Consider the following 22,468-nt stretch of genomic DNA (forward strand, 5'->3'; position numbering starts at 1 on the left):
GGCGGGGGTCGAGTCCCGGGGTCGGCGGGTCAGCCGCCGAGGGCCTCGCCGAGCTCCAGCCAGCGTTCCTCGAGCTCGGCGGTCTCGGCGACGAGCTCGTCGCGCTGCCGCTGCAGGCCGAGGAGGCGCTCGAAGTCGTCATGGGCGTCGGCGAGCTCCGCGTCGATGCCCGCGATCTCGCGCTGGACCTTCTCGAGACGGCGGTCGATCGACGACAGCTCCTTCTCGGCCGCCCGCCGCTCGGCACCGCTCAGCGCCGGCTGCGCAGCATCCTTCCCGCCGCCGCCCGAGGCGGACGACGCCGACCCCCCGGCAGATCCGGAGCCGGATTCGGAGCCGGATGCGGTCGCGTTCGCGCCGGTGCGTCCGGGCTGCTCCCGCCGCAGCCGGAGGTACTCGTCGACACCGCCGGGCAGATGGCGGAACCGTCCACCGAGGATCGCGTACTGCTGGTCGGTGACGCGCTCGAGGAAGTAGCGGTCGTGCGACACGACGATGAGTGTGCCGGCCCACGAGTCGAGAAGGTCCTCGATGGCCCCGAGCATGTCGGTGTCGAGGTCGTTCGTCGGCTCGTCGAGGATGAGCACATTGGGCTGGTCGAGCAGGATGAGCAGCAGCTGCAAGCGTCGTTTCTGTCCGCCCGAGAGGTCCTTGACGGGCGTCGACAGCTGCGCCGAGCTGAAGCCCATCCGCTCGAGCAGCTGTCCCGGGGTCAGGTCCTGAGCCTTCGACCCGGTTCCGACGGTGTAGCTCGTCCGCAGGTTCGAGATGACCACCCGGACCGGGTGTTCGAGGTGCTCGTCGAGCTCGCCCATCCGCTGCGAGAGCGTCGCGACCTTCACGGTCTTGCCGTGCTTGACGCGGCCCGCGGTCGGTTCGACCGTGCCCGACACGAGTCCCAGCAGAGTCGACTTGCCGGCGCCGTTGACCCCGAGGATGCCGGTGCGTTCGCCCGGTGCGACACGCCACTCCACCTTCTCGAGCACGACGCGGTCGCCGTACGTCACGCCGGCGTCGAGGACGTCGACGACGTCCTTGCCGAGCCGTGAGACCGCGAGCGACTGCAGCGCGACGCGGTCGCGGATCTCGGGGACGTCGGCGATGAGCTCGTTGGCGGCGTCGATGCGGAACTTGGGCTTGGACGTGCGGGCCGGGGCACCGCGGCGCAGCCAGGCGAGCTCCTTGCGGGCGAGGTTCTGCCGGCGTGCCTCGATCGCGGATGCCTGCCGGTCGCGCTCGACGCGCTGCAGGATGTACGCGGCGTAGCCGCCCTCGAAGGGCTCGACGATGCGATCGTGCACCTCCCAGGTGGCGGTGCAGATCTCATCCAGGAACCAGCGGTCGTGCGTCACGACGAGCAGTGCGCCCGAACCGGCCGACCACCGGCGCTTGAGGTGCTCGGCGAGCCAGGAGATGCCCTCGACGTCGAGGTGGTTGGTGGGCTCGTCGAGGAAGATGACGTCGTGGTCGCCGGCGAGGAGCGCAGCGAGCGAGACCCGCCGTCGCTGGCCGCCCGACAGACCGCGGATCGGTCCCTCCCAGTCGAGGTCGCCGAGGAGCCCGGCGATGACGTCGCGCACGCGTGCATCGCCCGCCCACTCGTGGTCGGCCAGGTCGCCCACCACCGCGTCGCGGATGCGCAGATCGTCGTCGAGGTCGTCGGCCTGCGACAGCACCCCGACCCGGATGCCGCCGCGCACGGTCACCCGGCCCGAGTCGGGCTCCACCAGGCCCGCGAGCATGCGCAGCAGGCTCGACTTGCCGTCGCCGTTCCGTCCGACGATGCCGATGCGGTCGCCCTCGTCGACTCCGAGGGAGACCCCGTCGAACACCACTTTGGTCGGATACTCGAGGCGAAGGCCCTCGGCTCCCAGAAGATGCGCCATATTGCTTCCAGGCTAGGCCACGCCCGCCGGCGACCCGGCGCGGGCCCGAACGCGGGGGACGGTCACGCCGAGGGGAGGCCCGCAGAGGTGTCGAAGCCGAGCGAGAGCTTGCGGAGCAGCCCCGCGAGACGGTCGCGATCGCCCTTCGACAGGCCGCCGAGCAGCACGGCCTCGGCGTCGACGAGGCGGGTGATCGCGGCATCCACGCGCACCCGACCGTCGTCGGTGAGGGTGACCAGGACGCTTCGCCCGTCGCCCGGGTCGGCTTCGCGACGGACGAGGCGACGGCCCACGAGACGGTCGATGCGGTTGGTCATGGTGCCGCTCGAGACGAGGGTCTGCTGGAGCAGCTGCTTGGGGCTGAGCTGGTAGGGCTCGCCCGCGCGTCGGAGCGCCGACAGGACATCCCACTCCCAGGGCTCGAGGTCGCTGCGCCGGAACGCCTCTCGACGTGCGCGGTCGAGGTGGCGTGACAGGCGGTCGACGCGCGAGAGCACCTCGAGCGGCGAGAAGTCGAGGTCGGGACGCCGCAGCGACCACGCGCCGACGATGCGGTCCACCTCGTCGGTCTCGTGTGCCATGGCCCCATTATCCCGGTCGTGTCGCGGCGGCATCGGCGGCGCGCAGGCGGGGGCCCCTGCGCTCTGGCAGACTTGACGGGCCGCGCCTCGGTGCGGCGGTCCGCCGTAGTGTAATGGCAGCACGACAGCCTTTGGAGCTGTGAGGTTCAGGTTCGAGTCCTGGCGGCGGAGCATGAGCGACACCCAACTCGATCCCGGCCTCGCCGTCGTCATCCTCGCCGCGGGACAGGGGACGCGGATGAAGTCGTCCCTGCCGAAGGTGCTGCACCGCATCGGCGGGCGTCCCCTCGTGGGACACGTGCTGTACACGGCTCGAGACCTCGCGCCCGCCCATGTCCTCGTCGTCGTGCGACACGAGCGCGATCGGGTCGCCGACGCGGTGCTCGGAGTCTCGCCCGAGGTCGTCGTCGTCGATCAGGACGAGGTGCCCGGCACGGGCCGCGCGGTCGAGGTCGCCCTCGACCGTCTTCCGGGCTTCGAGGGCGATGTGCTCGTCCTCAGTGCCGACGTGCCGCTGCTGGACCACGTCACCCTCGGCGACCTCCTGCGCGCCCACCGCACGTCGGGCGCCGCCGCGACGATGCTCAGCGCGCGGCTCGACGATCCGACGGGCTACGGCCGCGTCATCCGCGACACCGCCGGCGGCGTCGACCGCATCGTCGAACACAAGGACGCGAGCGAGGCCGAGCGCGCGGTCGACGAGATCAACGCGGGTGTCTACGCCTTCCGGGCCGCACCCCTGCGCGAGCGGCTCGGTCGCATCAGCACCGCGAACGTGCAGGCCGAGAAGTACCTGACCGATGTCGTGGGGATGCTGCGCGCTGACGCGCTCGCGGTCGCGGCGCAGCTCGTGGCCGACCCGTCGCTCATCGTCGGCGTGAACGACCGTGTGCAGCTGTCCGAGGCCGGACGGCTGCTGAACGCGCGCACGGTGCGGCGCTGGCAGCTCGCGGGCGTCACGATCCAGGATCCCGCCACGACGTGGATCGACGTGACGGCATCCCTCGCCCCGGATGTCACCGTCCTGCCGAACACGCACATCCTGCGCTCGACGGTGATCGCCGAGGGCGCGACGGTCGGTCCCGACACCACCCTGAACGACTGCGAGGTCGGCCCCGGGGCCACGGTCTCCCGCAGCGACGCCACGCTCGCCGTGATCGGCGCGGGCGCCACCGTCGGGCCGTTCTCGTACCTGCGACCCGGCACGCAGCTGGGAGAGCGCGGCAAGATCGGGACGTTCGTCGAGACGAAGAACACCGTCATCGGCGAGGGCAGCAAGGTCCCGCACCTGTCGTACGTCGGCGACGCCGAGATCGGCCGAGGCGTCAACCTCGGCGCCGGAGCGATCACCGCGAACTACGACGATCTGGCGAAGCACCGCACGGTCATCGGCGACGAGGTCCACGCCGGCTCGCACAACGTGTTCGTCGCGCCCGTTAAGATCGGTGAGGGCGCCAAGACGGGCGCCGGAGCGGTCATCCGCAAGGACGTCCCCGCCGGTGCTCTCGCCCTCAGCGTCGCCCCCCAGCGCAATGTCGAGGGGTGGGTCGAGAAGAACAGACCCGGTACTGGCGCGGCCGCAGCGGCGGCGCGCGTACGGTCTTCACAGGAAGCGGACGATGGCTCGCAAGAAGAACACGGTTGATCTCGACGTCGCACGGGGCATCGCCCCGGGACTGGTCGCCAAGACCAAGAAGCGGCTCGTCGTCGCATCCGGTGGTTCTCACCCGGGACTGTCGGCGGATGTCGCCACGGCCCTCGGCACCGAGCTGGTCCCCACCGAGCACCGCACCTTCGCCTCGGGTGAGATCCTGACGCGCTTCGAGGTCTCGATCCGCGGCTGCGACTTCTTCCTCGTGCAGTCGTTCGGCCCGCCGGTCAACGAGTGGCTCATGGAGACGCTCATCATGCTGGATGCCGCGAAGCGGGCGTCCGCGAAGCGCATCACCGTTGTCGCGCCCTACTACCCGTATTCGCGTCAGGACAAGAAGGGACGCGGTCGCGAGCCGATCAGCGCCCGCCTCGTCGCCGACCTCTTCAAGACGGCCGGCGCCGACCGCGTCATGAGCGTCGACCTCCACGCCGCGCAGATCCAGGGCTTCTTCGACGGCCCCGTCGACCACCTGTTCGCCAAGCCGGTGCTGCTCGAGCACTTCGAGCAGACCCTCAGCCCGGAGGACCGCGCGCGGCTCACGGTCGTCTCGCCCGACACCGGCCGGGTGCGCGTGGCCGACACGTGGTCCGACAGCCTCGGTGCACCCCTCGCGATCATCCATAAGCGTCGCGACCCCAACGTCGCGAACCAGGTCACCGTCAACGAGATCGTCGGCGACGTCCGCGGGCGGGTCTGTCTGCTCGTCGACGACATGATCGACACCGGCGGCACGATCGTGAAGGCCGCGCAGGCGTTGAAGAAGAACGGCGCCGAGCGGGTCATCGTCGCGGCGACCCACGCGATCTTCAGCCACCCGGCGGTCGAGCGGCTGCAGGATGCCGCCATCGACGAGGTCGTCGTCACCGACACCATCCCGCTGGGCGACGACAAGCGCTTCCCCGGTCTCACCATCCTCCCGATCGCCCCGCTGCTCGCGCGCGCGATCAAAGAGGTCTTCGAGGACGGCTCCGTCACGAGCATGTTCGACGGCGCGGCCTGAGCCCCGCGCACGCGTCGCACCCGGTCCGTTTCCGGGCCGTCCACAGGCTGAGCGGCTGAGACAGCCGGTTCACCGGCCTCCTCAGCCGTCCCGACCTGTCGGCGGCACCGGGTGGTTGACGGCGCACGCCGGCGACGGCATCGGCTGAGCGAGCGGGAGACGAGCTCCGGTAGGGCGCACCGTGGCCGGCACCGGCGGCTGGAGCCGCTCGGCCCCCCGGGAGCGGGCGGACCGCCGCCCGCTCGGCCCGTGCCGCGCACAGGCTCGATCGACACGGTGGGTATCCCGGACGGCGTGAGAACCGCCGCAGCCTGGTGGCGGGACGGAGCGGCGGGGTGAACCGCTCGCCGAGCGAGACGGTTTCCGACCGGAGCGCCGCCGGCGTCGTGTCAAACACGGCCGTCGGGTCGATACGCGTGAGGCGCACGCCGTAGGATCGCGGCATGGCTGCCCCTGTCTCCGAGGCGGACTTCTCGCCGTCCCGCCCGTACGCGCACGACATCGACGAGGTGGCTTCGGCCCTGGGCACGGGCTCGGACGGGCTCTCGTCGGATGAGGCGGCGACGCGCCTCGACACGGTCGGCGCGAACGTCCTTCCCGAGGCCAAGCGGACGCCCGCCTGGCTGCGGTTCCTGTCGCACTTCAACGACACGCTGATCTACATCCTGCTCGCGGCGGCGGCCATCAAGGCGGTCATGGGTGACTGGCTCGACGTCTGGGTCATCCTCGCGGTCGCCATCATCAACGCCGTCATCGGCTTCGCGCAGGAGGGGCGCGCCGAGAAGGCGCTCGCGGGCATCCGCGGGATGCTGTCGTCCGATGCCAGCGTGCGCCGCGACGGGTCGTGGCAGAGCATCCCCGCAGCGGACCTCGTGCCCGGCGACGTGGTGCGGCTGTCGCCCGGCGATAAAGTGCCGGCCGATGTCCGTCTCCTCCAGGCGAGCCAATTGCGCATCGACGAGGCGGCGCTGACCGGCGAGTCGGTGCCCGCCTCGAAGCAGACGGCGCCGGTCGACGAAGACGCCGGCGTGGGCGACCGGTCATCGATGGCCTTCTCGGGCACGATCGTGTCGGCCGGTCAGGGGCGGGGCATCGTCACCGGAACCGGCGCGCGCACCGAGATCGGCAAGATCCAAGAGCTCGTCGGGGGAGCCGGGGCGCTGACCACGCCACTCACGAAGCAGCTCGACTCGTTCGGCAAGGTGCTCACCCTCGTGATCCTCGGTATGGCCGCGGCGATGATGCTCATCGGGCGGTTCGCGCACGGGATGCCGTTCGGCGAACTCGTGTCGGCGACGATCGGCTTCGCGGTCGCGGCGATCCCCGAGGGTCTTCCCGCGCTCGTGACGATCACGCTCGCGATCGGCGTTCAGCAGATGGCGCGTCGGCGAGCGATCACGAGGAAGCTGCCCGCCGTCGAGACGCTCGGGTCGGTCACCACGGTCTGCTCCGACAAGACGGGCACCCTGACCAAGAACGAGATGACCGTGCGCCGGATGATCACTCCCGTCGCGCGCTATGACGTCTCGGGGCTCGGCTACGAGCCGGAGGGCGCGATCGAGCGCACCGACGGGGATGGCTCGTCGGGCGGCGACCTGGCCGCGCTGCTCGCGGTGGCCGATCTGTGCAACGACGCGCATGTCGTGCGCGGCGACGAGGGCTGGAAGCTCGTGGGTGAGCCCACCGAGGGTGCGCTCCGCGTCGTGGCGATGAAGGGCGGACACGATGGCGAGTCGGACGGAGTCGAGCGCATCGATGTGCTGCCGTTCGATTCCGAGAACAAGTTCATGGCGACGGTGAACGCGGGCGGCGACGGATCCCGCGCACTCCTCGTCAAGGGGGCCCCCGACCGGCTGCTCGACCGGTCGACCCGGCAGCGCGGCGCCGATGGGTCGGAGGATCTCGACCGCGCCTTCTGGGATGCGGCGATCGCGGAGCTCAGCGACGAGGGGCTGCGGGTGCTGGCCGCCGCGCGCAAGCCGGTGCGGCTCGACGAGGTCGGACTGGACGATGTCGACGAGCTCGAGTTCCTGGGGCTCTGGGGCATCCTCGACCCGCCCCGGCCGGAGGCCATCGAGGCCATCGCCGACTGTCACCGCGCCGGCATCCGTGTGAAGATGATCACCGGCGATCACGCGGGCACGGCCGTCGCGATCAGCCGCGAGATGGGACTGGTCTCGGACGAGGACCCGCGCGTGCTCACCGGCAGCGAGCTCGAGGGGCTCAGCCAGGAGAAGCTGAAGGAGGTCGTCCGCGACGTCGATGTCTACGCCCGGACGAGCCCGGAGCACAAGATCCGCATCGTCCGTGCGCTGCAGTCCCATGGCGAGGTCGTGGCGATGACCGGCGACGGCGTCAACGACGCGCCCGCGCTGACGCGCGCCGACGTCGGGGTCGCGATGGGTATCAAGGGGACGGAGGCGACGAAGGAGGCCGCGGAGATCGTCCTGGCCGACGACAACTTCGCGACGATCCGTTCCGCGATCCACGAGGGGCGGCGCATCTACGACAACCTGCGCAAGTCGGTCGTGTTCCTGCTGCCCACCAACGGGGCGCAGTCGCTCGTCATCCTCGTCGCAGTGGTGTTCGGCCTCGCGCTGCCGCTGTCGCCGGTGCAGGTGCTGTGGGTGAACATGGTCACCGCGGTGACGCTGTCGCTCGCGCTGGCATACGAGCCCGCCGAGCCGGGCATCATGTCGCGGTCACCGAGATCGAGCGGCGGATCCATCATCTCGATGCGCGAGCTCGGCTTCGTGCTGATCGTCTCGGTGCTGATCGGCGGAGCGACGCTCGCGGCGTTCGCGATCGCCCGCGGGATGGGCACCGACCTCGAGGGCGCCCGCACGGTCGCCGTCTCGGTTCTCGCGCTCGGCCAGCTGGCATTCCTGCTGAACTGCCGCTTCCTCACGCGATCGAGTCTCACGCCCGACGTGCTGCGCGGGAACCGGGTGATCTGGTGGTCGGCGGGCGCGCTCATCGTGCTGCAGCTGATCTACACCTACGTGCCGTTCATGAACGCCCTGTTCGAGTCGCGTCCTCTCGCCATCCAGGCGTGGCTGTTGCCGCTCGGCTTCGCGGTGGTCATCTTCTTCGCGGTCGAGGGGCTGAAGGCGTTGCGCCCCGCCGGAGCACTCGATGCAAACGCATAGGAAGCGCAGAGGAGAGTCGGCCCGCTGTTCGCTAGCGTGAAAGCAGCCCACCTCCCCCCGGAGGGGCACGACACAGGAGGACCACCCATGATCCGCACCACTGCCGTACCCCGCTCGTTCCGCGTGACCGCCGCTGCCGCGTCCGTCGCCGGCCTCGCCCTGCTCGCCGGGTGCTCCGGTCAGGCCGACGCCGAGCAGCCCGCATCCGACGCCACGACGCCGTCCTCCGACAGCACGGGCTCGACCGGGTCGACGGGCTCGACTGGGTCGACGGGCTCGACGGGCTCGGCCGGCGGGGCATATGTCGACGGCTCCTACACGGCCGAGGGCAGCTACCAGACCCCCGAGGGGCCCGAGACGATCACGGTGACGCTCACGGTCGAATCCGACACCGTCACGGCCGTCGAGGTGACGGGCGAGCCGACCCGGCGCGAGAGCAAGCAGTACCAGTCGCAGTTCATCGGCGGCATCGAGGAGGCCGTCGTGGGCAAGAGCCTCGATGACGTCGAGGTCGACCGCGTCGCGGGCTCGTCTCTCACGAGCGGTGGGTTCAACGCCGCGGTGGAGGAGATCCGCACCGACGCCGCAGCATGACCGCGATCATGGTCCCGCCGGCACGGTGGGACTTCGATGCGATCGGCACCGCGTGGCGCATCGACAGTGAGGCGCCGCTGCAGCCGGCCGACCGCGAGGCCGTCGCCTCCGTCATCGAGGGGTTCGATCGCGACTGGTCGCGGTTTCGCGCGGACTCGACGGTGAGCCGCATCGCGCGGGGAGGGTCGGCACCGGCGCCCCCGGACGCCGCGGCCATGCTGCGGCTCTACGACGAACTCGATTCCGCGACCGACGGCTCGGTCAACCCGCTCGTCGGCGATACGCTCGCCCGGCGCGGGTACGATTCGGCCTACTCGATGACCGATCGGGGTGCGCAGGCGGCGCCGCGGGCCTGGCGCGACATCCTGCAGCTGTCGGACGGGCGTCTGGCGGCGCGTGGTGCCGCGACGATCGATGTCGGCGCGGTGGGCAAGGGGCGTCTGGTGGATCTCGTCATGGCCGAGCTGCGCGAGCGTATCGACGGCTGGATCGTCGTCGACGGCAGCGGCGACCTCGCTATCCACGGCGTCGCGCAGCGCATCGCGCTGGAGCATCCGTACGACGCCTCGCGTGCGATCGGGGTCTGGACGCGCGACTCCGGCGCGCTGTGCGCGTCGGCGACGAATCGCCGCGCGTGGGGAGCCGGGCTCCACCACGTCCTGGACGCGCGCACCGGGCAGCCCGTGCGCGAGTACGCGGCGACGTGGGCCGTCGCCGCCGATGCGATGACGGCGGATGCCGTCGCCACCGCCCTTTTCTTCGACGGTGGGCCGCGGTTCGCGGACGCACGGGGGGCGTCGTGGGTGCGGATGCGCACCGACGGTTCCGTCGAATGGTCACCTCACTGCGAAGCGGAGCTGTTCGTATGACTTCTCTCATTGCGCTCCGGAACCGCGCGGTCGGCGCCCTGGGTCGAGTCTCGATGTACCGGTTCGTCCTCGTGGCGCTCGCGGTGCTCGCCGTGATCGCATTCGTGCTCACCCTGAGCGGCGAACTCGCCGGCGACCCCCTCGCCCTCCCCGTGTCGCTCGTCGTGCTGGTCGCGGCGATCGCGCTCGTCGACGCGATCGCGCAGCGGATGCTGGGGAGAACGTGGCGGATCGAGTCGGCGGCGATCACGGCGCTGATCCTGCTGTTCGTGCTGCGACCGACGCTCGAGCCGTCGGGACTCGTCGGTCTCGGGGTGGCGGGCGTGGTCGCCTCGGCGTCGAAGTACGTGCTGGCGTGGCGGGGTCGGCACATCTTCAACCCCGCGGCGGTCGGCGCGACCGTACTCACGGTGGTGAGCATTCCGTTCCCGGATCTGGGAGCGTCGGCATGGTGGGTCGGCTCGCCGGCGCTGGCGGTGCCGGTGATCGTGCTGGGGCTGCTGGTTCTGGTGCGCACCGAGAAGGTGCGGGTCGTCGCCCTGTTCCTCGTCGTGGCGATCGCGGTCGCCCTGGTGCGGACCGTCGTGCAGTACGCGCAGGTGTCGATCCCCGTCGATGGCACGGTGATCGGGCAGGTGCTGCTGTCGTCGCCGTTCCTGTTCCTCGGCGCGTTCATGCTTTCGGAGCCGTTGACTCTGCCGCCGCGGCGGCGTCAGCAGTACGTGGTCGCGGCCGTGGTCGGTGCGCTCGCGGGCTGGCCGATCCTGATCGGCGAGATCAGTCTCGGGCAGGAGCGCGCGCTGCTGGTCGGCAATCTCCTCGCCTTCTTCTTCGCGTGGCGGGCCGCCGTGCGGTTGCGGTTCGTGGAGCGGACCGCGCTCACCCCGTCGGTGCGTGAGCTGACGTTCCGCGCCCATCGGGGTTTCCGATTCCGCCCGGGGCAGTACCTCGAGCTCGAGGTGCCGCATCGTCGAGCCGACGCGCGGGGTACGCGGCGCGAGTTCTCGATCGTGTCGGCGCCCGCAGAGCTGCCGGAGGTGCGGATCGCGATCCGCGAGGGTTCGCAATCGAGCTACAAGAAGGCGCTGGCCCTCGTCGAACCCGGCCGCGAGCTTCCCGTCACCGGAGTGTGGGGCGATTTCGTGCTCCCGGCGCGGACCGATGCGAAGGTGCTGCTCGTGGCGGCGGGGATCGGCGTGACGCCGTTCGTGTCGCAGCTGCGCGAGATGCGGCTGGCGGGGGAGCGGCGGGATGTCGTCATGGTCTATGTCGCGTCCGAGGCGGAAGAACTGGCGTTCCGGGACGACATCGTCGCCGCCGGCATCCCGGTGATGGTCGTGACGCGGGACGAGCCGCGCGAACTTCCGGCTCACTGGACGTGGACGGGAGGCGCGCGCCTGGAAGCCGCGACCTTGGCCGGCCTCGTGCCCGACCTGGCGGAGCGGCACGCGTTCATCTCCGGACCGCCGCGCCTGATCGCCGACCTGGCGCCCGCGCTCGCGAAGGCGCGCTCGCTCACGACCGACGCATTCGCCGGCTACTGAGGTCGGACGCCGAGACGTGTCCGGCGCCCGATCGAACCGCGGCGCAGCCGCGCGTTCGTCAGAACGGCGGTGTCGCGCCGGCCGGCGCGTGCGCGCGCGGGGAGGCCACTCGATCCCGCCCGGGAGGGCCGCCGTCCGGTCTCCGGACCGGAGCGACCGTGAAGCAGACGGCCGGTGTCGGGACGTCTTCGCGGTAGATCCGGCCCCGTGGTGAGGTCCACTCCAGGACACCCCCGCCGACCTGTCGAACCTCCCAGCTGGTGAACTGCTTCATCGAGTGGTGCCGCTGGCACAGATGGGCGAGGTTGCCGAGGTGGGTGTGCCCGCCGAGGGCGTAATCGCGGGTGTGATCGATCTCGCAGCGGATGGCGGCGAGGCGGCATCCGGGGAACCGGCAGTGCTGGTCCCGGGCTTTCAGCACCTTCGCCATCGCCGCGGTCGGCCGATACGTGTCGACCTCGAGAGGTGTGCGGGTGATCGGGTCGATGAACAGTCGGTCCCATTCGGTGCTCTGTCCGGCGAGGAGGCGGGCGGTGTCGGCATCGATCAGCCCTGCCCCGACGACCTCCGCCGAGTGTTCGTCGCTGCCGGTGAGCGTTTCCGCGGTGATCGCGACCTGAACCCGCGCGCGGATCGCGCCAAGCCCCCCGGACCGGTCGCTGCCGTAAGTGGGGTCGACGACGGGCGCCCCGGCGAGGATGAGGTCGCTGAGGATGTCGGCGCGGAGCTGATCGATGGTGCGAACGTCGGGCTCCGCGACCGTGCCGCCCGCACCCGGACCCGCACCGACACCGGCATCCGCATCCGCATCCGCATCCGCATCCGCCGCATCCGACTCCGCCCGGGCGTCCTTCACCGCGTGCCCCATCTGCGTGAGCCGGTCGAACATGCCCGCAGCGATCACCGCCGGCAGCGTCGCCACGAGGTTTGACATCCCGTCCTGTCCGGGGAAGACCCGCACGCACCGCTCCGCCGCAGCGGCCCGGTGGCGTTCGGTGAACGACCGCGGATGAACCCGCGCCGCCAGAACCTCCAACGCGCCCCGCACCCGTGAGGGCACGTCCCGTTCGCATACCTGGATCGCGGCCCGCTCGAACTCGACCCGCACCTCCGCCGGCACACCCGCGCCGGCCCGGACGACCGCGTCCACGTGCCCGCGTTCGATGCGCCGCTCCACCCACGCCGTGAACACGGCCGGGTAGTCGTCGATCACCGTCATGGCGTGGTCGATCTCGCGCTGCACCCGCCGGTCCGTGGACCGGGCCATGCCGGCGGCTTCGGCTGCGACCGAACGCAGTTCCATGTCGGACGCCATCCCGCGCACCCCGCCCTGCCGCGCCTCGCGGAGAGCCGACCGGCCCAGCTCCGCGAGCGCGCGCACGTGCGCGATCTCGCCCGCGTGCTTGAGTGTCAACGCCTCCTCGAGCTCGGAGAACGCCGCGGCGTGCGGCGGACCGCCCGACCCGCTCGATCCGCCCGTCCCATCACCCGTTCGCATGTTCCCATCGTGCCACCGGGCTACGACATCGAACCCGAAGAAATATCCCGGTGAGGATAACTTTCCCGGGATTACCGGTGGGGAGGAATCGCCGCGCGATCGCCTGCGGAGGCGGGGCAGTCAGTGTGCACCGTTCGCCGTTTCTACGCCCGCCCGATTCCCTCGCGATACCGCTCGATCGCTGACACGGTCGCATTGACGGCGCCGCTGAGGACGTCGTCGACCGGCCCTGCGGCGGGACCGAGACCCAGCCGTGCCGCGAGGACACGTCTGGCATGCGCCCGATCGATGTCCGGGGGCAGGGCGAAGGCGACGACATCGAAGTCGCGCTCGGCAAAGGCGCCGACCTCGGCGCGTACCCGTCCGATGTTCGGATCGTCGCTGTCGAGGTGAAGGTGCGCGCGCAGCTCCGGGTCGAAGCCGGTCGCGCCCACGTACGTGACCTCGCTCGAAGCGACGTCGATCCATGCGTACACCCATGAGCCGCTGGGCTGGACGCGCCCGCGGCGCACGGCGACGACGCGCGGCAGCGCCGAATCCGCGTTCGCGTCCGTCATGCCCGCTCCGCCGCCCCGCCGGCCGTCCCGGCAGGGCCGGCATCCGTGCCCGCTTCGGGATCTGCGGGGCGCGCCGTCAGCCGCAGCTCGAACGTCGTGGATCCGGGCTCGCTCGACACGGTGAGCGAGCCACCGTGGGCGGCGACGATGGCCCGGGCTATCGACAGGCCGAGCCCGGTTCCGCCTGTCTGCCGAGCACGCGAGCGATCGGCGCGCGAGAACCGCTCGAAGATCTCATCGGCGACCGCGGGATCGATGCCGGGGCCGTCATCGCGGACGCTGAGCACCGCGGTCCCGCCGTCGACCCGCACGGAGGTCGTCACGGTCGTGCCTGCCGGGGTGTGCACGCGCGCGTTGGCGAGCAGGTTGGCGACGACCTGCGTGATGCGCGTGCCGTCGGCCGCGACGACGACCGGCTCGTCCCCGACATCGAGGCGCCATTCGTGGTCGTGACCGGCGACACGGGCGTCGGCGACGGCGTCGACGGCGAGAGCGGTGAGGTCGACGGCGCCGTACACGAGCTCCTGACCCTCGTCGAGACGGGCGAGCAGCAGCAGGTCCTCGACGAGACTCGTCATGCGGAGCGACTGCGCCTGGATGCGTTCCAGCGCGGAGGTCGTCGTCTCTTCGACTCCCGGCACTCCCTGGCGCATCGCGCGCAGCGACAGCTCGGAGTAGCCGCGGATGGAGGCCAGGGGAGTGCGCAGCTCATGGCTGGCGTCCGCGACGAACGACCGCATCCGCTCCTCGTTGCGCTGGCGGGCGACGAGGGAGGCATCGATGTGGTCGAGCAGCGTGTTGAGCGCCGATCCGACCCGGCCGATCTCGTCGTGGTCGTCCGCCTCTTCGTCGGGAACGCGCTCGGTGATCGAGACGGCACCCTGCGCGAGCGGCTGCGAGGCGACCCGCGCGGCGGTGTCGGCGACGACGCGCAGCGGGCGGAGCGAGCGCTGGATGACGACCGCGATCGCCGCGCTCAGCAGCAGCAGACCCCCGACCGTGACGATCGTGATCGTGGTCACCACGTTGGTGACCGTGTCATCGACCTCGGCGAGCGGCACGCCGGCGACACCCGTCACATCGCCGGCGACGAACGAGACGAGCCGGTAGGCCCCGAGGCCGCCGATCTGCGCCGTCGTCGAACCCGCACTCAGATCGGCGGTGCGCAGGTCGCGCAGCTCGTCAGCGGAGAGAGTGCGGATGCCGGACTCGCCGTCGAAGAGCGCCCCGGTCAGCCCGTTGCGCGGGCTCTGCACCAACAGCGTGTATCCGTAGGGAAGCCCGTCCGTGTCGGCGATCGTCTCGCTCGCCGTGCGCTCGCGAACGACATACCCGCCGTCGAAGAGCTTGAGTTCGCGGGTGAGCGATTCCGCCTTCGTCTGCACCGTTCCGACGAGGACACCGCCGATCGTCGTCGCCAACCCGACCGCGCTCGCGGTGAGCGTCAGGGCGACGATCCCCACGACGGTGAGCATCAGCCGTGTCTGCAGGGTCCATCGCCTGCGGCGGTGCGGCCGGGTCGGCACGGTGGACGGGCGCGACCTCGAGGCGTCGCGCCCCCGTCCCTCGGTCTGCTCGCTGTCCGCCACGCTCACTGCGGCGCTTTGATCATGTAGCCGACGCCGCGGACGGTGTGGATGAGCGGCTCGCGACCGGCGTCGATCTTCTTGCGCAGGTACGAGATGTACAGCTCGACGACCGATGATCGCCCGCCGAAGTCGTAGTTCCACACGCGATCGAGGATCTGCGCCTTAGACACGACGCGCCGCTGGTTGCGCATGAGGTATCGCAGCAGCTCGAACTCGGTCGCCGTCAGCTCGATGTTGGTGCCGTCGCGCTCGATCTCGTGCGAGTCCTCGTTCAGCGAGAGGTCGCCTACCCGCAGCACGGGGTCGGCGCCGCCGGCTGTCGCGGTGCCGGCGCGGCGCATGAGGCCCCGGAGTCGTGCGACGACCTCCTCGAGGCTGAACGGCTTGGTGACGTAGTCGTCGCCGCCTGCGGTGAGTCCCGCGACTCGGTCGGAGACGGAATCCTTGGCCGTCAGGAACAGCACGGGCACGTCGTCGCCGGACTGTCGCAGACGCTGCAGCACCGACATCCCGTCGAGGTCGGGCATCATGATGTCGAGCACCATGGCATCGGGATCGAACTCGCGCGCCGCCGACAGGGCTTCGAAACCGGATGCCGCGGCCCGCACCTCCCAGCCCTCCATCTTCAGCGCCATCGACAGGAGGTCGGTGAGCATCTGCTCGTCGTCGACGACGAGGACGCGCAGAGGGGAGCCGTCGGGACGCTGCAGGGTGGCGGGCGCGGGAATGGTCATGTGGTCATTGTGCTGCGTTTGCTATGGAGAAGCTATGGGCGATGCTATGCCCCCGCTGTGAGAGCGTGCACCGGCATACAGTGACGTCATGACACTCGTGCAGACGGCCGTCTACGTCGACGGCGCCCTCGTGGACCGAGACCTCGGACCGGGCGAGGCGGCCCGGCAGGCGACCGACCGCGGGGGCTTCGCCTGGGTCGCGGTGATCGACGCCGACGAGAACGAGATCGGTGCTCTGGCTACGGAACTGGGCGTCCATCCGATCGCCGTGAAGGAGAGTCTGCGCTCGCATCAGCGCTCGGTGTTCGAGCGCTACGGCGACGACGCGTTCGTCGTGCTGCAGCCGGCGCACTACGACGACGCCTCCGAGACGGTGCGGTGCGACGAGATCGACGTGTTCCTCTCGGCCCACCTCATCGTCACCGTCACACGATCGGACCGGGTCGACCTCGGCGAGCTGCGCACGCGCATCGAGACGCATCCCGACCTGCTGCGTCGCGGGCCGGCGAGCGTGATGTGGGTGCTCGCCGAAACCGTGACGAGCGGCTACCGTGTCGTGCTCGACGGCGTCGAGAACGACATCGACGAGATCGAGGACCAGCTCTTCGGAGACGATCCCGGGGTCTCGCGGCGCATCTTCGACCTGCAGCGCGAAGTGATCGACCTCGCGCACGCGACGACGCCGTTGCCGGATGTCTTCGAGCGCCTCGCCACGATGCTGACCGACACGGCGACGGGCACCGAGCCCGCGGGGTGGGACGACGTCCGCGGGCGCGCACGCTACGTCTCCGACCGCGTGCTGTCGATGCGCCACACGCTCGATGACGCGCTGACGATCCATGCGACCCTCGTGAACCAGCGGCTCGACGAGAAGATGGCCGACCTCACGCAGGTGCAGGTGCGGCAGAACGAGCAGGTCAAGAAGATCTCGTCGTGGGCGGCCATCGGCTTCGCCCCCACCTTCGTCGCGAGCGTCTACGGCATGAACTTCAAATTCATGCCCGAGCTCGAGCAGCCCTGGGGTTACCCCATGGCGATCGGCCTCATGGTGCTGTTGAGCGTCGGACTCTACGGGATCTTCAAACGCAACGACTGGCTCTGAGCGTCAGCTCGCACGAGCGACGACGGCCCCGGCGAGAGCGGATGCTCGCCGGGGCCGTCGTCAGACGTGCGACGAGGTCAGTGCGTGTCCTCGGCTTCGACCTCGGACCGGTCGCCCGACCACAGGGTGTGGAACGTGCCGTCCTTGTCGGTGCGCTTGTAGGTGTGCGCGCCGAAGAAGTCGCGCTGACCCTGGATGAGGGCGGCCGGCAGGCGCTCGGCCCGCAGGCCGTCGTAGTACGACAGCGACGAGCTGAAGGCGGGAGCCGGGATGCCGGCACCCGCGGCTGCCTGCACGACGTGACGCCAGGCGCCCTGCGCGCGGCCGAGCGCCTCGACGAAGTACGGCGCGGTCAGCAGGACGGGCAGCTCCTCGCCGGCCGCGTACGCGTCGGCGATGCGGTTGAGGAACTGGGCGCGGATGATGCAGCCGCCGCGCCAGATCTTCGACACGGCGCCCAGGTCGATGTTCCACCCGTACTGGGCGGCACCGGCGCGGATCTCGTCGAAGCCCTGCGAGTACGCGACGATCTTCGAGGCGTAGAGCGCGAGACGGATCTGCTCGATGAACGCGTCGGCGTCCTCGACCGTGAACGACGCGTCGTCGGGGCCGGGCAGCGAGCCCGAGACGTCGCGCTGCTCGCGGTGGCTCGACAGCGAACGCGCGAAGACGGCCTCCGCGATGCCCGAGACGGGCACGCCGAGGTCGAGCGCCGTCTGCACCGTCCATGCGCCGGTGCCCTTGGCCCCGGCCTGGTCGACGATGATGTCGACGAGCGGCTTGCCGGTCGCGGCGTCCGTCTGGCGCAGCACCTCGGCGGTGATCTCGATGAGGTACGACTCGAGCTCGCCGCGGTTCCATTCGGCGAAGATGTCGGCGATCTCGGCGGGCGTCTTGCCCGTGCCGCGGCGGATGAGGTCGTACGCCTCGGCGATGAGCTGCATGTCGGCGTACTCGATGCCGTTGTGCACCATCTTCACGAAGTGGCCGGCGCCGTCGTGGCCGACGTGAGTCACGCACGGCTCGCCCTCGGCGACGGCTGCGATCGACTTGAGGATCGGGCCGAGGGTGACCCACGACTCGTCCGGACCGCCGGGCATGAGGGAGGGGCCGAGCAGAGCGCCCTCCTCACCTCCCGAGACTCCCATGCCCACGAAGTTGAAGCCCGCCTCGCCGACGGCCTTCTCGCGGCGGATGGTGTCGGTGAACAGCGAGTTGCCGCCGTCGACGATGATGTCGCCGGGCTCGAAGACGCGCATGAGCTCGTCGATCACGGCGTCCGTCGGACCGCCGGCCTTGACCATGATGATCGCGGTGCGCGGCTTCTGCAGGCTGGCGGCGAACTCCTCGTACGAGAACGCGGGGACGAATCCGGCCTCGGGATGGGCCTCGACGAGCTCGTCGGTCTTCGAGCGCGAACGGTTGAAGACGGCGACGGTGTTGCCCTCGCGGCTGGCGAGGTTGCGCGCGAGGTTCGAACCCATCACGGCGAGGCCGACGACGCCGATGTTGGCGGGACCGGCGCCACCCGCCGCGGGGGCCGAGCTCTCGGCAGGCGTCGGGCGTTCGACCTCCTCGGGACGCGGCGCGCCCTCGTGGACGGTGGCCGCTTCGTGCGGTGCCTGATCCTGATCGGTCGAGGGTCCTGTCGGTGAGGGGGTCGACGCCATGCGTAGCTCCAGGTTCGCGTGCGGGGTGGGTCTTGCGGGGAGGGGGGTTCGGAGAGAGCCCGGCTCTCTCGCCACTTTATCCGTTCGCCCGAGGCGCCGGAGCGGCTTGCGGGGATGCCGCGGCGCGTGCCACCGCGTCGGCGGTCGAGCGGACGATGGTCGCGGCGTCGCGGGCCTCGAGGGCTGCGCGCGGCAGCATCCACGACCCGCCGACGGCGACCACCTGCGGGTGCGCGAGGTACTCGTCGAGGTTCGACGCGTCGATGCCTCCCGTCGGGACGAAGGTGACGTCGCCGAAGGGCCCCGCGAGGGCGCGCAGCGCGGGGAGGCCGCCCGAGGTCTCGGCCGGGAAGAACTTGACCGTCGTGATGCCGGCGGCGAGCGCCGCCATGATCTCCGTCGCGCTGACCGCCCCCGCGACGAGCGGCACACCGTGCTCCGCGGCGCGGGCGGCGACATCGGGATGGAAGCCGGGCGAGACCAGGAAGCGTGCTCCCGCCGCGACGGCGACGTCGACCTGCGCGGCGGAGACGACCGTCCCGGCACCGACGACGACGTCGCCGCGCTCGGCGAGAGCCTGGATCACGGCGGGGGCGGCCGCAGTGCGGAAGGTGACCTCGGCGACCGGCAGCCCGCCCTCGTACAGGGCGTCGGCGATGAACAGGCCCTCATCCACGGAACGTGCGATCACCACCGGGACGATGCGGTGACGGGCGATCTCATCGAGTGCGGTGACCATTGCGGATCTCCTCGGGGTGTCGTCTTCGAGCGAAAAGATCATATCATTGGGTCTCGGCGACGCTGCTGCTCGCCGGACACCCGACGATGGGCCCGACATGAAGATCCTCGCTCTCGAAGCCAGCACGACCTCGGCCAAGACCATGCTCTTCGACACCGATTCCGGCGCGGTCGCCGTGCGCAATCGCCGGTTCGAGGTCGACGGGCCCGATTCCGCGGTCCGCGACGCCGATGCGATCTACATCCAGCTCATGGCGCTCGGGCGCGAAGCGGCGGCCGGTCAGCGGATCGACCTGATCGTGCTCAGCGGCACCTGGCACGGTCTGACGCTGCGCTCGCCCGACCTCGCGCCGGTGACCCCCGTCATGGAGTGGCCCTACACGGGTGCGCAGGACCTCAGCGCGGCGCTGCGCGCTGACGAGGACCTCACGTGGTGGTTCTACGAGCGCACCGGATGCATGGTCAACGCGATCTACCCCGTCTTCAAGCTCCAGCACCTGCGCGCGCAGGGTCTCGACATCGACGGCCTCCTCGCCCTCGACCAGGCGAGCCTCATCTTCGCGCGGATGACGGGAGAGGCGTGGACCAACGACTCGCTCGCATCGGGCACCGGCCTGCTGTCGGCGACCACGGCCACGTGGGACACCGAGGTGATCGACCGCTTCGGTCTCGGCGGCGTGCGCCTGCCCGAGCTGCGCGAGACCACCGCGACGGCGCCGCTGTCGCCCGAGGCCGCCGTGCTGCTGGGGCTGACCGCGGGGACCCCCGTGCTGACGCCCGGGCCCGACGGCGGTCTCAACCAGGTCGGCGACCTGGCGACCGAACCCGGCGAGATGACGTTCTCGATGGGCACGAGCGGAGCGCTCCGCGTCGCATCGCGGCACCCCTCGTTCTCGCCGACCCTGAGCACGTGGTCGTACCGGTCGCCTCTGGGGGCCCTCAGCGGCGCCGCGACGTCGGGGTGCGGGAACTGCGTCGACTGGGCCCGCGACCGTCTCTTCGGCTCGTCGACGGACTACCTCGACATCGAGCCGTCGCTCTCGTCCGCGCGCACCGATCTCCCGGTGTTCATGCCTTTCCTCTTCGGCGAGCGCAGCCCCGGCTGGCAGGACCAGCGCAAGGGCGGATTCCTCGACCTGTCGCCCCAGCACTCGCGGGTCGACATGTACCAGTCCGTGCTCGAGGGCATCGTCTACTCGCTCTTCCACTGCTACAAGGAGCTCACCGCCCTCGGAGGCACGCCGCGTCGCATCGTGCTGTCGGGGGGCGTGCTGTCGTCGCCCTTCTGGACCCAGCTCACCGCCGACGTCTTCGGCGTAGAGATGGAAGTCTCGACCCAGCAGCACACCTCGATCGTCGGTGCGGTGCGGATGGGCATGCTCGCGAGCGGCCTCGAGCTGCGGCATCCCGCATTCGACGACGTCGAGGTGCGGACGGTGGCGCCGCGCACCGAGTTCCGGAGCCAGTACGACGCCGGCTTCGCTCGCTACCTCGATCACTATCAGCGCACCGTGCCGGGGTCGCAGGCATCGGCGCCTCGGGGGGCGGGCCGATGAAGGTTCTCGTGACGCCCACCTCGCTGTGTCGTGATCCGGATGCCCCCGCGCTCGTGCGGCTGCGCGACCGGGTCGACGAGGTCGTCCTCAACCCCTTCGGCCGCCCGCTCACGTCTGCCGAGCTGACGGACCTCGTCGGTGACGTCGACGGCATCGTCGCTGGCCTCGACGACTACGACGCGGACGTCTTCGCGGCCGCACCGCGATTGCGGGTCGTGGCGCGCTACGGCGTGGGCGTCGACCGCGTCGACCTGGATGCCGCCGCCGCACGCGGTGTCGCGGTGACGCGGACCCCGGGAGCGAACGCCGTCGCGGTCGCCGAGCTGACGATCGGCCTCATGTTCGCGGCGGCGCGCGGCATCGCCGGACTCGACGCCGCGGTGCGCGCGGGGGAGTGGCCACGCGTCGAGGGCAAGGAGCTCGCAGGCGCCACCGCCGGTGTCATCGGCTTCGGTGCGATCGGTCGTCTCGTCGCCGAGCGCGTGCGCGGACTCGGGATGACTCCGATCGCCTTCGACCCGATGCTCCCCGACGGGGCCTTCACGGATGCGGGGGTCGAGCGCGTCGACATCGACGAGCTGTGCCGGCGCAGCGACGTCGTGACGCTGCACGTGCCGCTGGTGCCGGAGACCCGCCACATCCTCGACCTCGTCCGTCTGCGGCTGCTCCCCGCCGGCGCGATCGTGGTCAACACCGCGCGGGGTGGGCTGCTCGACGAATCGGCCGCGCGGCGGCTCCTCGACGAGGGCGTGCTGCACGGGGTCGCCGTCGACGTGTACGAGTCCGAACCACCGACGAGCTCGCCTCTGGTCGGACACCCACGCGTCGTGGCGACGCCCCACGCGGGCGGGCACACGACGGGCGCCGTGCGGCGGATGACCGACCAGTCGATCGATGCGCTGCTCGCCGTGCTCGGCGGTCAGCAGCCCGAGGGACTGGTCACACCAGGGCTCGCACCTCGCTGAGGACCGCATCGACGTAACCGCGGGTGTGGCGCTCTGCCCCCTCGGCGTCGCCGCGCGCGATCGCGGCGGCGGTCTGCACGTGGTTGTGGAGCGCTTCCTCGTAGGGGATCGCGGGCGTCAGGCCGACGTCCGAGCGGCCGGCGATCACCGCGGCGATCGCCGCCTTGTTGGCGGCGAGCATGAGATTGCCGCTCATGTCGAGGATGAGGTCGTGGAATTGGATGTCGACCTCCAGGTACGCCGGCGACGCCCCCTGCCCGCTGCGGCCGAGCTCCTCGAGCCGTGAGGCGAGCCGCAGCAGCTCCGCGCGCTGCACGTCGCTGCCTCGCTGGGCCGCGAGTCGCGCGGCGATCGGCTCGACGGCGGAGCGCAGCTCGTTGACGACGACGATCTGGTGGTCGCGGCGCGGCGACTTCAGCTGCCAGCCGATCAGGCGGGTGTCGAGAGCGCTCCATTCCTGCACGGGCGTCACCGTGAGCCCGACCCGTCGACGCGACGAGAGCATCCCCATCGCCTCGAGCACCCGGACGGCTTCGCGGACGACGGTGCGCGACACCCCGAACTCGGCCTCGATGTCGGCGAGGGTGCACACCGACCCCGGCGCCAGTTCTCCGGAGGCGATGCGCAAGCCGAGCGCATCCAGCACGGAGCCGTGGGATGCCTGCGCCATGGCGCCTCCAAAAATACGATCAGTGGTTGTGAAAAATACGATCATTGTGCGAGGATCGCTCTGCTCCGCTGCCGTGGCACGGGGCAGCTCGAATACTAACGCGGGACGATCC

18 protein-coding genes and 1 tRNA gene are annotated in these 22,468 nt (G+C 70.8%); 10 read left to right on the plus strand and 9 right to left on the minus strand.

The genetic code is table 11. The features are described 5' to 3' along the window. Positions 1 to 29: 29 nt before the first annotated feature. Positions 30 to 1,886 carry an ABC-F family ATP-binding cassette domain-containing protein gene (locus BLT21_RS00240; protein WP_091497246.1) on the minus strand — a complete coding sequence of 619 codons (1,857 nt, stop codon included), beginning with the start codon at positions 1,884 to 1,886 and terminating at the stop codon, positions 30 to 32. Between the two features lie 62 nt (positions 1,887 to 1,948). Next, positions 1,949 to 2,467: a MarR family winged helix-turn-helix transcriptional regulator gene (locus BLT21_RS00245; RefSeq protein ID WP_091497249.1), complete on the minus strand. Its 519-nt coding sequence runs from the start codon at positions 2,465 to 2,467 to the stop codon at positions 1,949 to 1,951. A 99-nt stretch (positions 2,468 to 2,566) separates the two neighbouring features. Here BLT21_RS00245 and BLT21_RS00250 point away from each other — a divergent pair. From BLT21_RS00250 to BLT21_RS00280, 7 genes are all read left to right on the plus strand, one after another. Then, positions 2,567 to 2,638: transfer RNA gene (locus BLT21_RS00250), tRNA-Gln, on the plus strand. 1 nt (position 2,639) lies between these two features. After that, positions 2,640 to 4,112, plus strand: coding sequence for a bifunctional UDP-N-acetylglucosamine diphosphorylase/glucosamine-1-phosphate N-acetyltransferase GlmU (gene glmU / locus BLT21_RS00255; protein ID WP_091497253.1), 1,473 nt, complete (start codon positions 2,640 to 2,642; stop codon positions 4,110 to 4,112). Beyond that, positions 4,087 to 5,121 carry a ribose-phosphate diphosphokinase gene (locus tag BLT21_RS00260; protein ID WP_091497257.1) on the plus strand — a complete coding sequence of 345 codons (1,035 nt, stop codon included), beginning with the start codon at positions 4,087 to 4,089 and terminating at the stop codon, positions 5,119 to 5,121. Before glmU ends, BLT21_RS00260 begins: the two co-directional genes overlap by 26 nt. 443 nt (positions 5,122 to 5,564) lie before the next feature. Further along, positions 5,565 to 8,270: an HAD-IC family P-type ATPase gene (locus BLT21_RS00265; RefSeq protein ID WP_091497261.1), complete on the plus strand. Its 2,706-nt coding sequence runs from the start codon at positions 5,565 to 5,567 to the stop codon at positions 8,268 to 8,270. 87 nt (positions 8,271 to 8,357) lie between these two features. After that, positions 8,358 to 8,864: an FMN-binding protein gene (locus BLT21_RS00270; protein WP_091497266.1), complete on the plus strand. Its 507-nt coding sequence runs from the start codon at positions 8,358 to 8,360 to the stop codon at positions 8,862 to 8,864. Further along, a complete protein-coding gene (locus BLT21_RS00275; protein WP_256335859.1) occupies positions 8,861 to 9,733 on the plus strand; it encodes an FAD:protein FMN transferase in 873 nt (290 codons plus the stop codon). The genes BLT21_RS00270 and BLT21_RS00275 overlap by 4 nt, the downstream gene beginning before the upstream one ends. Beyond that, positions 9,730 to 11,277 (plus strand): FAD-dependent oxidoreductase, encoded by a 1,548-nt coding sequence (locus tag BLT21_RS00280; protein ID WP_091497271.1) that lies wholly within the window; start codon positions 9,730 to 9,732, stop codon positions 11,275 to 11,277. The genes BLT21_RS00275 and BLT21_RS00280 overlap by 4 nt, the downstream gene beginning before the upstream one ends. Positions 11,278 to 11,335: 58 nt before the next feature. Here BLT21_RS00280 and BLT21_RS00285 read toward each other — a convergent pair whose 3' ends face one another. The 4 genes from BLT21_RS00285 to BLT21_RS00300 all read right to left on the minus strand — a co-directional run bounded on the left by BLT21_RS00285 (position 11,336) and on the right by BLT21_RS00300 (position 15,655). Beyond that, entirely contained in the window at positions 11,336 to 12,775 is a 1,440-nt protein-coding gene (locus tag BLT21_RS00285; protein ID WP_256335860.1) for an HNH endonuclease signature motif containing protein, read from the minus strand. Positions 12,776 to 12,918: 143 nt separating this feature from the next. After that, a complete protein-coding gene (locus BLT21_RS00290; protein WP_091497275.1) occupies positions 12,919 to 13,332 on the minus strand; it encodes a hypothetical protein in 414 nt (137 codons plus the stop codon). Next, positions 13,329 to 14,807, minus strand: a complete 1,479-nt coding sequence (locus tag BLT21_RS00295) for a sensor histidine kinase (RefSeq protein WP_176786773.1) — start codon at positions 14,805 to 14,807, stop codon at positions 13,329 to 13,331. The genes BLT21_RS00290 and BLT21_RS00295 overlap by 4 nt, the downstream gene beginning before the upstream one ends. Positions 14,808 to 14,923: 116 nt before the next feature. Beyond that, on the minus strand, positions 14,924 to 15,655 hold the full coding sequence (locus BLT21_RS00300) for a response regulator transcription factor (protein ID WP_091497278.1): 732 nt from the start codon (positions 15,653 to 15,655) through the stop codon (positions 14,924 to 14,926). 88 nt (positions 15,656 to 15,743) lie between these two features. Between BLT21_RS00300 and BLT21_RS00305 the strand changes: the two genes are divergently transcribed. After that, positions 15,744 to 16,757: a magnesium and cobalt transport protein CorA gene (locus BLT21_RS00305; RefSeq protein WP_091497281.1), complete on the plus strand. Its 1,014-nt coding sequence runs from the start codon at positions 15,744 to 15,746 to the stop codon at positions 16,755 to 16,757. 77 nt (positions 16,758 to 16,834) lie between these two features. Here the strand turns inward: BLT21_RS00305 and gndA are convergent, their stop codons facing one another. Continuing rightward, positions 16,835 to 18,427 (minus strand): NADP-dependent phosphogluconate dehydrogenase, encoded by a 1,593-nt coding sequence (gene gndA, locus BLT21_RS00310; protein WP_091497285.1) that lies wholly within the window; start codon positions 18,425 to 18,427, stop codon positions 16,835 to 16,837. Between the two features lie 76 nt (positions 18,428 to 18,503). Further along, positions 18,504 to 19,166 (minus strand): bifunctional 4-hydroxy-2-oxoglutarate aldolase/2-dehydro-3-deoxy-phosphogluconate aldolase, encoded by a 663-nt coding sequence (eda, locus tag BLT21_RS00315; RefSeq protein WP_091497290.1) that lies wholly within the window; start codon positions 19,164 to 19,166, stop codon positions 18,504 to 18,506. 97 nt (positions 19,167 to 19,263) lie between these two features. On the opposite strand from eda, the gene BLT21_RS00320 reads away from it, so the two are divergent. Both BLT21_RS00320 and BLT21_RS00325 read left to right on the plus strand, forming a co-directional pair. Then, positions 19,264 to 20,721 (plus strand): gluconokinase, encoded by a 1,458-nt coding sequence (locus BLT21_RS00320; RefSeq protein WP_091497295.1) that lies wholly within the window; start codon positions 19,264 to 19,266, stop codon positions 20,719 to 20,721. Continuing rightward, complete coding sequence (locus BLT21_RS00325; protein ID WP_091497299.1) at positions 20,718 to 21,686, plus strand: phosphoglycerate dehydrogenase; 969 nt, start codon at positions 20,718 to 20,720, stop codon at positions 21,684 to 21,686. The genes BLT21_RS00320 and BLT21_RS00325 overlap by 4 nt, the downstream gene beginning before the upstream one ends. On the opposite strand, the gene BLT21_RS00330 is transcribed toward BLT21_RS00325, so the two are convergent. Beyond that, complete coding sequence (locus BLT21_RS00330) at positions 21,661 to 22,356, minus strand: FadR/GntR family transcriptional regulator (protein WP_091497305.1); 696 nt, start codon at positions 22,354 to 22,356, stop codon at positions 21,661 to 21,663. The genes BLT21_RS00325 and BLT21_RS00330 overlap by 26 nt on opposite strands. Positions 22,357 to 22,468: the final 112 nt, after the last annotated feature.

Source organism: Microbacterium sp. cf332, assembly GCF_900102175.1.
GTDB lineage: Bacteria > Actinomycetota > Actinomycetes > Actinomycetales > Microbacteriaceae > Microbacterium.

What these genes read in the sequence shown, in the direction of transcription:
- BLT21_RS00240 (WP_091497246.1), bottom strand. Translation starts at nt 1,886, where the DNA reads ATGGCGCATCTTCTGGGAGCCGAGGGCCTTCGCCTCGAGTATCCGACC.
- BLT21_RS00245 (WP_091497249.1), bottom strand. Translation starts at nt 2,467, where the DNA reads ATGGCACACGAGACCGACGAGGTGGACCGCATCGTCGGCGCGTGGTCG.
- glmU (WP_091497253.1), top strand. Translation starts at nt 2,640, where the DNA reads ATGAGCGACACCCAACTCGATCCCGGCCTCGCCGTCGTCATCCTCGCC.
- BLT21_RS00260 (WP_091497257.1), top strand. Translation starts at nt 4,087, where the DNA reads ATGGCTCGCAAGAAGAACACGGTTGATCTCGACGTCGCACGGGGCATC.
- BLT21_RS00265 (WP_091497261.1), top strand. Translation starts at nt 5,565, where the DNA reads ATGGCTGCCCCTGTCTCCGAGGCGGACTTCTCGCCGTCCCGCCCGTAC.
- BLT21_RS00270 (WP_091497266.1), top strand. Translation starts at nt 8,358, where the DNA reads ATGATCCGCACCACTGCCGTACCCCGCTCGTTCCGCGTGACCGCCGCT.
- BLT21_RS00275 (WP_256335859.1), top strand. Translation starts at nt 8,861, where the DNA reads ATGACCGCGATCATGGTCCCGCCGGCACGGTGGGACTTCGATGCGATC.
- BLT21_RS00280 (WP_091497271.1), top strand. Translation starts at nt 9,730, where the DNA reads ATGACTTCTCTCATTGCGCTCCGGAACCGCGCGGTCGGCGCCCTGGGT.
- BLT21_RS00285 (WP_256335860.1), bottom strand. Translation starts at nt 12,775, where the DNA reads ATGCGAACGGGTGATGGGACGGGCGGATCGAGCGGGTCGGGCGGTCCG.
- BLT21_RS00290 (WP_091497275.1), bottom strand. Translation starts at nt 13,332, where the DNA reads ATGACGGACGCGAACGCGGATTCGGCGCTGCCGCGCGTCGTCGCCGTG.
- BLT21_RS00295 (WP_176786773.1), bottom strand. Translation starts at nt 14,807, where the DNA reads ATGCTCACCGTCGTGGGGATCGTCGCCCTGACGCTCACCGCGAGCGCG.
- BLT21_RS00300 (WP_091497278.1), bottom strand. Translation starts at nt 15,655, where the DNA reads ATGACCATTCCCGCGCCCGCCACCCTGCAGCGTCCCGACGGCTCCCCT.
- BLT21_RS00305 (WP_091497281.1), top strand. Translation starts at nt 15,744, where the DNA reads ATGACACTCGTGCAGACGGCCGTCTACGTCGACGGCGCCCTCGTGGAC.
- gndA (WP_091497285.1), bottom strand. Translation starts at nt 18,427, where the DNA reads ATGGCGTCGACCCCCTCACCGACAGGACCCTCGACCGATCAGGATCAG.
- eda (WP_091497290.1), bottom strand. Translation starts at nt 19,166, where the DNA reads ATGGTCACCGCACTCGATGAGATCGCCCGTCACCGCATCGTCCCGGTG.
- BLT21_RS00320 (WP_091497295.1), top strand. Translation starts at nt 19,264, where the DNA reads ATGAAGATCCTCGCTCTCGAAGCCAGCACGACCTCGGCCAAGACCATG.
- BLT21_RS00325 (WP_091497299.1), top strand. Translation starts at nt 20,718, where the DNA reads ATGAAGGTTCTCGTGACGCCCACCTCGCTGTGTCGTGATCCGGATGCC.
- BLT21_RS00330 (WP_091497305.1), bottom strand. Translation starts at nt 22,356, where the DNA reads ATGGCGCAGGCATCCCACGGCTCCGTGCTGGATGCGCTCGGCTTGCGC.